The 12,434-nt window shown below is 52.3% G+C and carries 15 protein-coding genes; 3 read left to right on the top strand and 12 right to left on the bottom strand.

All coding sequences use genetic code 11. The features are described 5' to 3' along the window. Positions 1-33: 33 nt before the first annotated feature. Together HMPREF1292_RS03530 and HMPREF1292_RS03525 are read right to left on the bottom strand one after the other, a co-directional pair. Positions 34-1,122 (bottom strand): alkene reductase, encoded by a 1,089-nt coding sequence (locus HMPREF1292_RS03530; RefSeq protein ID WP_034645716.1) that lies wholly within the window; start codon positions 1,120-1,122, stop codon positions 34-36. Positions 1,123-1,240: 118 nt separating this feature from the next. After that, a complete protein-coding gene (locus tag HMPREF1292_RS03525) occupies positions 1,241-2,161 on the bottom strand; it encodes a DUF5926 family protein (protein WP_034645049.1) in 921 nt (306 codons plus the stop codon). A 177-nt stretch (positions 2,162-2,338) separates the two neighbouring features. Between HMPREF1292_RS03525 and HMPREF1292_RS03520 the strand changes: the two genes are divergently transcribed. Further along, positions 2,339-2,554 carry a transposase gene (locus HMPREF1292_RS03520; protein ID WP_023018780.1) on the top strand — a complete coding sequence of 72 codons (216 nt, stop codon included), beginning with the start codon at positions 2,339-2,341 and terminating at the stop codon, positions 2,552-2,554. Positions 2,555-2,797: 243 nt separating this feature from the next. Here the strand turns inward: HMPREF1292_RS03520 and HMPREF1292_RS03515 are convergent, their stop codons facing one another. From HMPREF1292_RS03515 to msrA, 5 genes are all read right to left on the bottom strand, one after another. After that, the gene (locus HMPREF1292_RS03515) at positions 2,798-4,027 is read right to left on the bottom strand and encodes an FtsX-like permease family protein (protein ID WP_023018779.1); all 1,230 of its coding nucleotides are present in this window, start codon (positions 4,025-4,027) and stop codon (positions 2,798-2,800) included. After that, the gene (locus tag HMPREF1292_RS03510) at positions 4,008-4,862 is read right to left on the bottom strand and encodes a hypothetical protein (RefSeq protein ID WP_023018778.1); all 855 of its coding nucleotides are present in this window, start codon (positions 4,860-4,862) and stop codon (positions 4,008-4,010) included. Before HMPREF1292_RS03510 ends, HMPREF1292_RS03515 begins: the two co-directional genes overlap by 20 nt. Further along, positions 4,849-5,502, bottom strand: coding sequence for an ABC transporter ATP-binding protein (locus tag HMPREF1292_RS03505; RefSeq protein ID WP_023018777.1), 654 nt, complete (start codon positions 5,500-5,502; stop codon positions 4,849-4,851). The genes HMPREF1292_RS03510 and HMPREF1292_RS03505 overlap by 14 nt, the downstream gene beginning before the upstream one ends. A 397-nt stretch (positions 5,503-5,899) precedes the next feature. Beyond that, positions 5,900-6,625: a glycerophosphodiester phosphodiesterase family protein gene (locus tag HMPREF1292_RS03495; protein ID WP_023018776.1), complete on the bottom strand. Its 726-nt coding sequence runs from the start codon at positions 6,623-6,625 to the stop codon at positions 5,900-5,902. 35 nt (positions 6,626-6,660) lie between these two features. Next, complete coding sequence (msrA, locus tag HMPREF1292_RS03490) at positions 6,661-7,323, bottom strand: peptide-methionine (S)-S-oxide reductase MsrA (protein ID WP_023018775.1); 663 nt, start codon at positions 7,321-7,323, stop codon at positions 6,661-6,663. Between the two features lie 188 nt (positions 7,324-7,511). Between msrA and HMPREF1292_RS03485 the strand changes: the two genes are divergently transcribed. Then, a complete protein-coding gene (locus HMPREF1292_RS03485) occupies positions 7,512-8,114 on the top strand; it encodes a superoxide dismutase (protein WP_018121637.1) in 603 nt (200 codons plus the stop codon). 141 nt (positions 8,115-8,255) lie between these two features. Here the strand turns inward: HMPREF1292_RS03485 and HMPREF1292_RS03480 are convergent, their stop codons facing one another. After that, on the bottom strand, positions 8,256-8,663 hold the full coding sequence (locus tag HMPREF1292_RS03480) for a hypothetical protein (protein ID WP_034645040.1): 408 nt from the start codon (positions 8,661-8,663) through the stop codon (positions 8,256-8,258). Positions 8,664-8,671: 8 nt separating this feature from the next. Then, entirely contained in the window at positions 8,672-9,079 is a 408-nt protein-coding gene (locus HMPREF1292_RS11540; protein ID WP_084521305.1) for a phospholipase A2, read from the bottom strand. A gap of 713 nt (positions 9,080-9,792) precedes the next feature. Between HMPREF1292_RS11540 and HMPREF1292_RS10395 the strand changes: the two genes are divergently transcribed. Beyond that, positions 9,793-9,972 (top strand): integrase core domain-containing protein, encoded by a 180-nt coding sequence (locus tag HMPREF1292_RS10395; protein WP_084521303.1) that lies wholly within the window; start codon positions 9,793-9,795, stop codon positions 9,970-9,972. A gap of 254 nt (positions 9,973-10,226) precedes the next feature. On the opposite strand, the gene HMPREF1292_RS03470 is transcribed toward HMPREF1292_RS10395, so the two are convergent. From HMPREF1292_RS03470 to HMPREF1292_RS03460, 3 genes are all read right to left on the bottom strand, one after another. Beyond that, complete coding sequence (locus HMPREF1292_RS03470) at positions 10,227-10,739, bottom strand: hypothetical protein (protein ID WP_034645711.1); 513 nt, start codon at positions 10,737-10,739, stop codon at positions 10,227-10,229. Positions 10,740-10,953: 214 nt separating this feature from the next. Then, positions 10,954-11,661 (bottom strand): recombinase family protein, encoded by a 708-nt coding sequence (locus tag HMPREF1292_RS10670; protein ID WP_232218005.1) that lies wholly within the window; start codon positions 11,659-11,661, stop codon positions 10,954-10,956. A 50-nt stretch (positions 11,662-11,711) separates the two neighbouring features. Then, positions 11,712-12,038 (bottom strand): type II toxin-antitoxin system HicB family antitoxin, encoded by a 327-nt coding sequence (locus HMPREF1292_RS03460; RefSeq protein WP_023018771.1) that lies wholly within the window; start codon positions 12,036-12,038, stop codon positions 11,712-11,714. Positions 12,039-12,434: the final 396 nt, after the last annotated feature.

Below are 12,434 nucleotides of genomic sequence, written 5' to 3'. Positions count from 1 at the left end.
CAGGGGCGCATTCATCGGTTACAGAGCTAGTGGTTAATCCGCGATTGTCTCGTAGTCTGTATAGCCACGTTCGCCGCCCATATAGAACGTGGCTTGATCTGGTTCGTTCAGCACCAAATCTTCGTGCCACCGCCGCACCAAGTCTGGGTTCGCAATAAACTGTCGCCCGACTACAACAGCATCTACGTAGTCTAATTCCAGCTCCCGCTGGGCATCTTCCTTTGTAGTAACGGTGCCAAACCCATCATTCATCAGTACTTTGGTCACACCGTTAGCGCGCGCTTTGTTCGCTAAGGTCGACATCAGCTCACCTTCCGGCTCCGCGTGCAGGAAGGAAACATAAGCCAGGTTTAGTGGCGTGATGGCATCTATGAGTCCGCCATATGTAGCCACCATGTCTGCTTCGTCTTCTTCGATGACTCCTTGCACGTTGTGCCCTGGGGAAAAGCGCACTCCGACGCGGTCAGCCCCGATTTCATCAACAACCGCGCGAATGACCATTTCAGGCAATCGCCATCGGTTTTCGGGGCTACCACCGAATTCATCGTCACGCTGGTTGGCGGATGGTGCCAAAAACTCATGCAACAGGTATCCGTTGGCGTTGTGAATCTCCACGCCATCAACTCCAGCATCTACGGCGCGACGTGCAGCAGCGCGGAATTCTTCGACGATGCGTGGGATTTCTTTGGTCTCCAGTGCACGTGGCATCGGCGCGTCCATTTTGCCGGAAAACCCACGGACTTCTCCGCCCCAATCCAGTGCACTGGGTGCTTCTGCTTGGGCTCCATCGATAAGATCCGGGTGGCTTGTGCGGCCACCGTGCATGAGCTGCATGAAAATGACACCGCCACTGTTGTGCACTTCGTTAGCTACCTCGCGCCAACCGGCCGCCTGTTCATCATCTGCGATACCTGCTTGGCCCGGAAACGCGCGATTTGTCCATGCGGGGAAGGTGCCCTCTGTGACTACGAGACCTGCGCTAGCACGCTGAGAATAGTACCGAACATGCATATCGCTCGGCACCCCGCTATGGCCTGCGCGCTGACGCGTCAGCGCGGCCATGGTCATGCGGTTTTTCAATCTAAAGCAGCCAAGTTCCAGAGTCGTAAATAATGATGTCATGTCAACTACAACCATCTTTGGCACGTCTTTGTTCCACGCACTTCCGGCAGGCCGCTAAACCGCAGATCACTGCGGCTGCGACCTGCCGCTCTGAGGCTGCAGCCGCTGCCCCGCGGCACTAGCGGATGGTTACCTGCCGCGATTTAATGTTTTGTAGCTGCTTGCGCTCATCGGCAGAAAGCTGTGCATCGTTGGAGATTTCTTCTTCCAAAGCCTGGTTCACACGCTCCAGCTGCTCTCGGTAGGAATCCGCGGCTGGCTCCGGAGTGACATCAAAAACTGGGGCAATCACGCCGTGAGTGCGGAATACACCAGCAAACTTGGTGTCTTCCCCCACGTGCAGGTCACCGCGGGCGGCCACGCGTGCCAGGGCGTTCAGGAAATCATTTTCGTTGTCCACCGGGCGTACCCAGCGGATGTGCGCCTTACCGCTGCCGGTATCCGACCACCACAAAGCACCCTGCGCGTCGGCATCGATCGCGTGGGTTTCGATGACGGAATCGTTGGCCATTTGCATCGACTGCGCAACCTGTTCCGGCATGGGCGAGCCTTCTGGCATCCACCAGGAAAAGTCTTGCTCGAGCTGGATGTCCAGCGTGGTGTCGTGCGGCAGCAGTTCCGTGAGTTCTGGCTGGTTGCCGTCGGCTGCCGTGGACACCAGCGATTCGCCAGCCGAATGCTCTTTCACCCAGTTCAGGGCGTAGGCCAGGTCATGGTGCGGGTTCACGCCGTGGGCTTGCACCTGCAGTGCGACAAAGGCATCTCCGCCGTATTGCTCATCGCGGATCATCGCTGCGGATGCTCCCGGCAAAACACTACACAGCCACACGGTGCGATCGATGCCTGCGATATCCGCTTTCGCGTAACCGGAGGGCACAAATTCTTGCAGTGCAATTAGTTCGGCTTCGCACGCAAACCCAGCGAAAGGGCGTGGATCTTTTTCCAGCTTGGCACGTTCCGCAGCCCGGGCTGCAAGTTTTGCTTGTCGACGCGACATTCCCTCGGGGAGGTCTTCTTGCTTCTTTTTCTTCTTCGCCATGCGCGCCAGTTTACGACATAGCTGCCTGCTCATTTTCCATAGCGCCGTAACTTTCCGATCGCTAATTTCGCGTCGTCCCTATGGCTAAGAATCTTAGACAATCAACCGAACCTGGCCCCTGTTTGATGGCCACCCACCCCACTCCGTTTGGGCCGGGAAGAAAGGCAATCTACCACCATGTCCAGGTATTCCAATGAATTTAAACGCGATGCCGTGGCCCTGTGCGAAAACAATGAGGACCTCTCGCTGAAGTCAGCATCAACAGAGCTCGGTATCAACCAGGCATCGCTACATTCATGGGGCAAAAAGCACGGCACCGGCAAACGCTTCCGTACGAAAGCCTTACACTATAAAGCCCACGTCGCGAATGATTCCGAACGCATCCGGCAGTGAGACAAAAGAAGTCTCTAAGCTGCGCGAAGAACGCGATATTCTGCGTAAGGCTGTGCAGTACTTTGCCTAAAGCAGACTCACTGGTGAACCGCTTCCAGTTTGTCTATGACCACCGAACCGAGTATTCGGCTCACACGGATGTGCTGAAGTGCCCTGGGTTTTGTGCTCTTATCCATTTGTGGGTCATTCGGTTTTTACTTACAGCGCGAAGGCCTACTGCTTGGACTAACCATGAAGGATTCATCATTTTTTTCGACTCATCCTGTAAAGCCACACTTCAGTGGTGACGGGGACGGAGACCAGGTAAAGAAACAGAATCAATAATATATATGGAGTAATGGTGTCACTCGGTTCTAAGCTTGATGCCTTCGCAATCACCGCAGCTAAGATCACGCCTGCAGCACAGCCAAACACTACAAATGGCAGGGTAAGGCTTACAGTTTCAATGCGAATTAATTTCTTCGCGACGGCTTTCTCAATACCTCGAATTGTCAGAGTCTCCATTAAATCTCGCCGGTCTCGTAGAGCCGCAATGACAATACCGATAATAGATGCAAGGCCAAACAACACTATACTTAGCACCAGGGTCAAAGCAGCTATTCTATAACCTGATACTGTCTCAGCATTGATGCCATCTATTCGTTCTTGCGATGTAAGACCATTGTAGGTATTCGTTACGATAGGATATAGTAACTCGATAGGGATTTTATTGAGATCCGCGTATACGTATTGCCCTAGTTTATTTAGCTCATCATCAGAAGTAGAAATTATAATTTCCGTTAAGCCGCTTACTTCTTTGACACTCAGCGACGGCAATTGAATTTCTTTATCATCAACCGGCGAATAGAAAACATTTGAAATCTTTGTGGAATCACTTCCTTCGGGGATCATGATTGAGTCAGTTTCATCTAATGGGCAAACAGGAGCGTCCGCCGATATTAGCGAGTACTCTTTGCAGCTCATAATAAACGCGTTAGTGCTCGTACCTTTCTCCTCAGACACAATGCGCCCCTGCCCAAAAGTCCCTAGCACTCCCGGCATAAGTACGCCTCTATAAATCTCTTTTACATTCGCATCATCACGTATACTGCCCCAGTGAATTCCAGGCCGCCAAAAGCTTTGTCCTTCAGTAACTTGGCCTAATCCTGCATTTGCTAACCCGACGGTTACAGTCGAAACTGTGCAAACACAAAATAATAAGACCACGCTCAAGCCAATCGACGATGCACGGTACCGAAGCGAAGCGGCAATAATCGTCCCTTGAATGCCTCCTTTAAATATTGTTTCATAACACTTTCCTGCTCCCACCGATAGAAGCGGAGCGAGTGCGATTAGTCCAATGATGACTGGAAGGAATGCTAACGGAGTTAAAATGGGGACGGCAAAGATTTCTGAGGCTACGGCCATAACCATCGCTACGACTATGCCGAGCGGAAAACCCAACACTCTCCATTTAGAGTATTTCTGCAACATAACGCATCCTTCTTAAATAAATTACTACCGCGACGGTAAGTGTGATGAAGCCGGCAATTATAAGTGCACCAAAGTAACCGACGAGAGAGTCTTGCGGCAGAAATCTAGTCCCTTCCCATACCACGTTTTCCAGCGCCCGAGATACAAAATAGAGGGGAACAAAAGACACGATGCAGCTAATTATGAGCCCTGCCCAGGCGCCAGCACATAACAAAGCCATCAGCTTTCTATTCGGAACCCCACGAACCAAAAGTGTTTGGGCCGTCGATTTCCATTTCATATCGAAGATTTTAGATATATTCCAAAAACAAATAAGACATGGCACGATAATCACAATCAGATAGACCAAGAGCAAGTATATGACTGTTGCATCGATAGAGGAACGGTATTCTTCTGTTGTTGTATTCTTGTTTTGACTATCTAGATCATCAGCCACAAAGACAATATTGACAGTTTTATCATCTGTCACTGAGCTATCCTTAAGCGTCACATTACACCGTAATGATTCAGCGTAACGAACAAATCTTTCGGGCGCATCACGGCCAATACCGACTGCACAATTTACAATCTCGCCGTCGCCTTGCACTGGAATTTCTTTCAGATAGCCCGGAGAAGCAAGTGAAAACTCAATCACGCCATCACCCGAATTTATCGACCAATTAGACAGCTTCTCTTGTGCTTCAGCAGATTCACGCCAGCCCACACGCTCATCTGAGTTCCACAGCATCAATACCCCGATAAGAGGAAGCAATATAACAGCCAATGAACCAAGATTAAAGAATCCGGTGACAAACGCTTCGCTTAAATTTCGTTTTGCAATATTAACTAGGATCATTGTTACCACTAATCTTGTAAGCGAAATCTGCTCGTTTAATTACCCTCGAATCATGAGTTACTACCACCACGGGAATCTGCATGTACTGAGCAAGTTCTATAAAAATACTTATTACATTATCGGCAGATGCGTCATCAAGATTGGAAGTTGGTTCATCTGCTGCAATTAATGACGGCGAGTTGGCGAGTGCACATCCGATACTTATCCTTTGTCGCTCCCCACCGGAGAGCGAGCCAGGATAACAATTCTTGTGTGATTCCATATTTAATCGCACAAGAATATCGTCTGCTAGTTCATGACTCTTCCGTTTGTTTTTCAGTGCTAATTCAGCAATCAATCTGATGTTGTCACGGCACGTGAGATCCTCAACTAATCGATTCTCCTGATCAACCACGCCGATTTTACGAAGCCGAAAATTCCGTCGCTGCCGTTCTGAATATTCTGAGTAAACTTCCGACCCCAAAGAAATTTGACCTGCATCGGGAGTAGCAATACCGGTTATGCATTTAAGCAGAGTAGTCTTACCGCTCCCGGAAGGGCCTATCACAGCTGCAAGTTGTCCTGGCCGTACACGAAAATGCACATCGTGTAAAATTTGTTTTCCTGCAATTACTTTTTTAATACCACTGATTTCAAGCATGCAAACTACTCTCCTCCAAAAGATAATGCGCTACGCATCGAAAACGCATCACCCGTTGTTTTTCTTAAATGCAGACGCAACGAAGATCGAGAAAGCCCTCACAATAGCCGCCTCGAGAGCCGTAATTATCGCGACAATAGGCCGCACAACGGCTTTCCAATGGGCACCCGCAACATTCTGCAGGCGCAGTGATTGCATGCAGATTCAGATTACGAGTGGATTCGGTGGACACGGTTCGAAGAACGAAGCTAGGCATGTTTTCCCCTTTCTGAGAGAAACAGTGAACAGCACCACTAGATTTTTGCTGTGCTAAACCTAAATTTAGTTACCGATGACTTAAGAGACAATAGTGATGTCCCTTCGGTATACGAAAGAGACCACCCGCTTTAGCCCCTTCTCATTCCCGCAGCGCTTTAAGCGCAAGCTCCGGCCAATTCGTCGCCAAGAGGTTCACCCCGTGATCGCGCGCCCAGCGCATATCTTCCGGTTTATCGACGGTCCACATGTACGTCCGACGGCCTCCCACACCAATCGCAGCCGGGTTGGCTTTGCCGTGGTCCAGAGAAAGCCCCAGCGCATGCGGGCGTGACAGCATCAAATCGCGGCTGTTCCACCGCCGTTCCCAACCGCGGCGCAAATAAATCCGGTCCACCTGCGGCACGAGACTCGCGAGCCTGCGCAACGAGGCATGCGAAAAAGAAATAATGTGCACGCGGGGATCCGCAACCATCCCGGTACGATGCAACGCCCGCGCCAGAGCTTTTTCCAGCGCCGCGCCCTGCCGCACCAGCGGTTTGGTCTCAATATAAAGGTGGTGCGGGTTATTCCCGAGCATGCGCAGCAAATCGTCGACAAGCATGAGTTTCTGCGGCGTATCCTCGGTACCGATATTTAGCCGCTGGAGCTCGGGCCACATCATGCGCGCGACCATGCCCGTGCCAGTGCTGGTGCGGTCCACGCTGGGATCATGGATCACCACCGCCTGCCCATCGCGGCTGGCGCGAATATCGCATTCCAGGCCATGGATAGGCAGTTGCAAGGCTTGTTGAAACGCCTCGGGCGAATTTTCCGGGTACTTCCCGGAATAGCCACGGTGGGCAACGATATGACAGCCGGTCAACATAGTATTTGCGCCTGCGCTAGTGTGCGCGAACAACTCTAGATGCTGCAGGCAATGCCCGTGCCGTGGTGCGGGCAATAGCCTTGTGGGTTTTTCTCCAGGTACTGCTGATGCTCGTCCTCAGCCAAATAGTATTCGCCCGCCGGGGTCTCGGCCAGCGTAGCGATCTCCGTGGTGACTTCACCGTAGCCGTTGGCCTGTAATTTCTTACCGTAGGCGTCGACAAGCTTGTCGACGGCCTGTTTTTCTTCCGCCGCGTTTGGGCCTTCGGTATAAAACGCCGAGCGGTACTGCGTGCCCACGTCGTTGCCTTGGCGATAGCCCTGAGTCGGATCGTGTGCTTCGAGCCCGACGCGCACCAGCTCCTCGAGGGAAATCTGGGAAGGATCATAAACCACGCGCACAACTTCCACGTGATTGGTGCGCCCCGTGCACACCTCCCGGTACGTCGGGTTCGGCGTCACGCCACCGGCATAACCAGCCGACGTAGACACCACGCCGTCGAGGTTCCAATAAAGCTTTTCCACGCCCCAGAAACACCCCAAGCCCACAATCAGGCTGGCCTGGCCGTCTTCCCAGATGCCAGTAATTGGCGTACCCAACACGGCATGCGGGCGTGGGTTTTCTAGGACCGGGTGCTTTCCGCCATGCAGGGCGTCTTCTTCGGCGACGAGTTCTGGGTTATTTCCAAACATCCACATGCCGATATTCTACGCCCGCGTAGCTCGCTAAATACTGTGAAAGGAGCTCGCGTGCAGCTGTGTATTTGTTTATAAGAGCATCCTCTGATGCTTGGTGTCGCGTGAATAGTTTTATGTCATAAAAATGTTGCGAAATTCTTATACGTGCCTATTATGGGCGGGGTACCCAACGAAAGGATTTAGCGATAATGGCTGTTTACGAACTCCCAGAACTCGAATATGACTACAACGCTTTGGAGCCACACATCTCCGGCGAAATCATGGAGCTGCACCACTCCAAGCACCACAACACTTACGTACAGGGTGCTAACGCAGCTTTGGACGCCCTGGAAGAAGAGCGCAACGGCGAAGCCAACCCAGACCGCATCCGTGCGCTGTCCAAGAACTTGGCTTTCAACCTGGGTGGCCACACCAACCACTCCATCTTCTGGAAGAACCTGAGCCCTAACGGTGGCGGCGAGCCAACCGGTGAGCTCGCGGAGGCTATCGACCGCGACTTTGGTTCCTTCGAGAAGTTCAAGGCGCACTTCTCCGCAGCAGCACTCGGCCTGCAGGGTTCCGGCTGGGCCGTGCTGGGTTACGACCACATTGCTGGTCGCCTGCTCGTTGAGCAGCTGACCGATCAGCAGGGCAACACTTCCGTGAACTTCACCCCACTGCTGATGCTGGATATGTGGGAGCACGCTTTCTACCTGCAGTACAAGAACGTCAAGCCTGATTACGTCAAGGCTGTCTGGAACGTCTTCAACTGGGACGACGTTGCAGAGCGTTTCGCAGCAGCGAAGAAGTAAACCTTCCGCCGCAGCATCGCTGCGGCTTACGCGAACGCCGTGCCCGCGCACTTTACGTGCCGGGCACGGCGTTTTTTCATCGCGGTTTTTAGTGGCAGTTTTTATCTTCGATGGTTTTATCTCGCAGGCAACCGTTCTGGCTTAGCGAGTTCTCCCGGAAACCATAAGTAGAATAAACCCCAGCCACAATAGTCCGGTAGCTGCAGTTATTACCCATAAAAGCTCACTAAACAGCGGTTCCCAAAAACCACCGGCACGAAACAGCTGAGTAATAACGGCAGCAACTGCAATAACAATTCCGGCGGTAATTATCCACGCGCCGATTTTTCCTATCGCGGATGTACAATACCGTGCCCGCTTATGGCTCCAGAGCGAAATATTTATCCCGATAAGCACAACCGCGATAGCGGCGGCCAGAAGAAATAATGCGCCAACAAGAAACGGAAATCCGTCACCCGAGGCAGCAATAATGCTAATCAATACATAGAGCGCGAGGGCCACGAGTACCGAAAGAATTGTGATGCTTTCCAGAGGTTTCAGCATGTTCATTCCACTCCCTAATTGTTGAGCCCTCGCCCCTTATAAAATCTCGAGCCGGCTGCACGAACGCCGCGATAATAAGCCTCAGCCACTCCTTTACAGGCCCCTGATCGAACTCCCGATCCATACGCCCGGACGCATTCAGCTATCAGCCCCGCACGAAATCGTTTATCACAGTCGATACGGTTTGTCCTACTCGAAGGGCCATAACAAATATCATGCCGGTCACAAATTGGTTTAAAATTGGCACTTCCCCACCGATCTGGCGTAAACGAGCAACCATTTTGTCGAGTGGCTACAGCACGTGTAGCAATTTTATTTTGCCCAACTACTTCAGGATCCTCAATGACAGCCACAAGTTGTTCGATTTCGATAGTCGTTGAAATTTCATCCAAGGCGCTAAGCCCATCGTCCGAGAAGAACATACTCAGTGATGTATAGTTTTCCTCAATTACAGCAGACCTCGTCGGCAAAACCTTAGAAGTTTCAGCTGATGCAGCTTGCGCCCAAGAGAGAGCAACTCCCCGGCTAATAATAATTAACGATATTTTTTCGATACCTTACTAAACATAACTAAAAATTCCTTATTGGTGGACTTTAAGGCTCACCACTTCAGCCCCGCAAGGCGTTGAATCCCTTGACGGACCATTTCCAACTGATAAACCTCATGCAGCAATTTCCGCAGTCAGTTCACACGAAAAACGTCCCAAAATCCGGACTTCGACACATTCATCAAGCATGAAAAATAACCAAACCTTTCAAACGTTCGATTATGAGACCTTACCTCTTTCCTTGATTAACAAATCTTGCTTAAGTGACTCTAATCACTTAAGCGGAGAATACCGAAAAGGGCCACAAAGTCAAGACCCCCTTGTTTAACCTATAATGATCCACGTTATTTACCCTAGGGTTAGCGACTAATACTAAGATCCGTCGATGCCTGCCCCACTCCTAATCTAAGGTCGGAAAACCAGCACCTGAAGTGTCCCAGGTTTTGTTCCGTTTGAGTAGAAGGAAACGACGAGTCTGATTCACCACTGAGATCACGGTTGGCAGTATGTGAGCATTGTCTACAACCAGCGCTTGGAAGAACACGGAATTAGTGCGTCTACCGGGACGGTGGGCGACTCCTACGACAATGCTTTGGCTGAGAATGTCAACGACCCCTCACAAGAACGAACTGATCCATGCCCGCAGGTGGAGCGATGTTGTGGATGTGGAAATCGCCACGTTCGAGTGGGGCAATTGGTGGAACGAATCACGGCTCCACCAAAGTCTGGGCTACCGCACCCCGGCTGAAGTCGAAGCCGAATTTTGAGAACACCACCCCAGTCGAGAAATAATGGAAATCAAGGCAGATGCCTAGGAACAAAACCCGGGGCACTTCAGTGCGGTCAGAAAATCAGGATGAGGCCGCCGGTCCAGGTAAGCGACGACGAGCTGGTTCTGTATGGCAGTGACAAAGGGTGACAAAGGGTGCTAACCTAGGGTTATTGCCACCTGTTACGACAGGATCGGAAGAAGACCCTGGGACCCCAGCCGGACGACTGGACCCAGGGCCTTCGCCTGTCTCTAGAGGAATCCGGGGGTGGGACGGTTGAGGACCACTTTCTCATGCAGCTTCTCCCAGTACTGTTCCTCGCCCAGATGAACGGAGTTAAGTGCTCCGAGAACGGCATCTGGAATCCAGAGCAGTGGATCATCGCCACCACGTACGTGTCGTAGCCGGATGCCAGCACTTTGCCCCTGGCCCTGCAAAGCAACGATATGGGCGAGGTCTCGCTTGTTTTGTGCCTCTTGCCGGCTTTCCAAAGTGACGTTATGGACGTGCATCTCGGAGAGCTCGAAGTACATCTGCTCCAAGCATTTCCTGCGGTGTCTCTCCGTCTTCTTGCTTACTTCGCTCTGGTGGGTGATGATCGCGTGCATAGAGTCGATTCCAGAAAGTGTTTCCACGATTTTCCGGCGTCGGCTATTGCGTTCGTCGGTCCAGTGAAGTTTGACCTGGCCGGGAAGGCGCAGTGGACGCAGCTCCTCGCGTACTCGTTCCAGGTCTTGAGCGTCGATGATGGCCGCACACACCATGTACTCCTGCCGGTCTGGGGGCCTGAGGGCGGAGGACTCATCGATGTAGGCGACTAGCTGGGATTCCACCCTGAAATTGTAGCCAGTGTTCACACCCAACGTCCATGATGGTGGGGTGCAAACCACGAGAGCTGCGGCCAGGAAACAGCCACCGCGGAATTAGACAGCTGCTATCCGTGCATAAGGAGAAGAAGGTGCTTTTACCGCCAGGACACTAGCCGCTTTTCGGCTGTAGCCGTTCCGTGACGAGATGGCACCAAGCAAAGCGGCCCTGTTGTTTTCGAAGCGAGGACGGGTGGGGGCTACCGCGGTGAGATAATGATTCCATGGGAAAGAAGCCAGGTCGGCCCTCGCGCCATACTCGCCGGAAACAGCAGCGGTTAGACCGCGGTTTTACGCTCACGGTGGGGGCCGCTCCCACAAGTCGGAGTGCTAGTGGTGCGGTTGCCTTGCACAATGAACTCCGCTTTGTTCGAAGCTCGTTGTTGTATGCCGATCGGGTTGACCTGATCGCGCCTGCCGCGTCTTTGCTGTGGACGTTTGCCCCTCTACGTGGATTAGATCCAGACAATGTGTGGGAAAGGTCAGATTCAAACTCGGCAACCATTGTCAAGACATTAAACAGCAAGCGCCCCGTGGGATTATCCGGATCATAGACATCACGGCCTATCTGCAGCGCGACTCCGCACTGCTGCAAGTCCTGCGCAATGCCAGAGGCATCGTGGACACTACGAGCCAGCCGATCCAGCTTCGTCACAACAAGCGTGTCCCCCGCACGGCACGCCACAATCACCTGCCCAAGGCCGGCGCGCTCGATGTTGCGACCAGAGCGGCCATGATCAAAATAGATACGCTCCGCGTCCACACCATAAGCGGCCAACTTCTCACGCTGAACCTGTAAATCCTGCTTCTCCGTAGACACACGCGCATACCCAATGGCATGACACACCCCCTTCTTCACAGTGCCGCTGACTAGACGGACGCGAGTTTTTGATTGACCAAGGCGTTCAAAGAAATGCCCTCCGTCTTGGCAACAATAGCCAACCGCCGATGCAACGACGGAGACGTACGCACGTTGAACTTCCCCGAGTAGCTACGACTGCCCAACGGAGCAGGAACCGCCTCGCCGGAGGCCTCCATGTCCTCAGCAACCTCAGCAACAAGCTCAAGCAAACCACGCTCGGCCTGCTGCCGGTCTGCATCCGGCCACGACAATGAGGGAAACTCAGCCACGGTCGCCACAAACTCTTGATCTTCTTCCGACCAGGAGACTTGATAGGTGTACTTGTTAATGTCCATGCTGACTACTCCGATTCCTTCTTCTGTGCGCCCAATTTCTCAATCACTTCTAGAACTTGATGGACCTGATACGGCTTGGCCTTGCCCTTCGCGTTTTGAATATTGACACGAGGATCACCCAGCCACGGGGTCTTGTAGGTGCGATGCGACGTCCTCTTCGTATTGCGTCTTTCAAAGTAGTGATCGCAGACTTTTTCCCACAACGTAATAGTACCATATATGGTACTACCTGAAATTTTGGCCACGCCGTCCTGACGGTACGCAGAAAAAGTGGCCAGTTAGGGCTCCTAAGTCGCCATATTTTGCGCCAGAGACAAACGCCGGCCTGCCTAGTGGAACTTCGTGGTTTTTCAGCAACGGCACAAACCAGCGTTTGACGGTCGCCTTACGCCCCTC

It is taken from the genome of Corynebacterium sp. KPL1995 (assembly GCF_000477935.1).
Taxonomy (GTDB): domain Bacteria; phylum Actinomycetota; class Actinomycetes; order Mycobacteriales; family Mycobacteriaceae; genus Corynebacterium; species Corynebacterium pseudodiphtheriticum.
The sequence above is the reverse complement of the archived record's forward strand: the minus strand, read 5'-3'. Positions and strand labels throughout refer to the sequence as shown.

Coding starts and splice junctions, on each gene's coding strand:
- HMPREF1292_RS03530 (WP_034645716.1), bottom strand. CDS start 1,122: ATGACATCATTATTTACGACTCTGGAACTTGGCTGCTTTAGATTGAAA.
- HMPREF1292_RS03470 (WP_034645711.1), bottom strand. CDS start 10,739: ATGGTGTGTGCGGCCATCATCGACGCTCAAGACCTGGAACGAGTACGC.
- HMPREF1292_RS03460 (WP_023018771.1), bottom strand. CDS start 12,038: ATGGACATTAACAAGTACACCTATCAAGTCTCCTGGTCGGAAGAAGAT.
- HMPREF1292_RS03520 (WP_023018780.1), top strand. CDS start 2,339: ATGTCCAGGTATTCCAATGAATTTAAACGCGATGCCGTGGCCCTGTGC.
- HMPREF1292_RS11540 (WP_084521305.1), bottom strand. CDS start 9,079: ATGTTCTTCTCGGACGATGGGCTTAGCGCCTTGGATGAAATTTCAACG.
- HMPREF1292_RS03480 (WP_034645040.1), bottom strand. CDS start 8,663: ATGAACATGCTGAAACCTCTGGAAAGCATCACAATTCTTTCGGTACTC.
- HMPREF1292_RS03495 (WP_023018776.1), bottom strand. CDS start 6,625: ATGTTGACCGGCTGTCATATCGTTGCCCACCGTGGCTATTCCGGGAAG.
- HMPREF1292_RS03515 (WP_023018779.1), bottom strand. CDS start 4,027: ATGTTGCAGAAATACTCTAAATGGAGAGTGTTGGGTTTTCCGCTCGGC.
- HMPREF1292_RS03485 (WP_018121637.1), top strand. CDS start 7,512: ATGGCTGTTTACGAACTCCCAGAACTCGAATATGACTACAACGCTTTG.
- msrA (WP_023018775.1), bottom strand. CDS start 7,323: ATGTGGATGTTTGGAAATAACCCAGAACTCGTCGCCGAAGAAGACGCC.
- HMPREF1292_RS03510 (WP_023018778.1), bottom strand. CDS start 4,862: ATGATCCTAGTTAATATTGCAAAACGAAATTTAAGCGAAGCGTTTGTC.
- HMPREF1292_RS10395 (WP_084521303.1), top strand. CDS start 9,793: ATGCTTTGGCTGAGAATGTCAACGACCCCTCACAAGAACGAACTGATC.
- HMPREF1292_RS03525 (WP_034645049.1), bottom strand. CDS start 2,161: ATGGCGAAGAAGAAAAAGAAGCAAGAAGACCTCCCCGAGGGAATGTCG.
- HMPREF1292_RS03505 (WP_023018777.1), bottom strand. CDS start 5,502: ATGCTTGAAATCAGTGGTATTAAAAAAGTAATTGCAGGAAAACAAATT.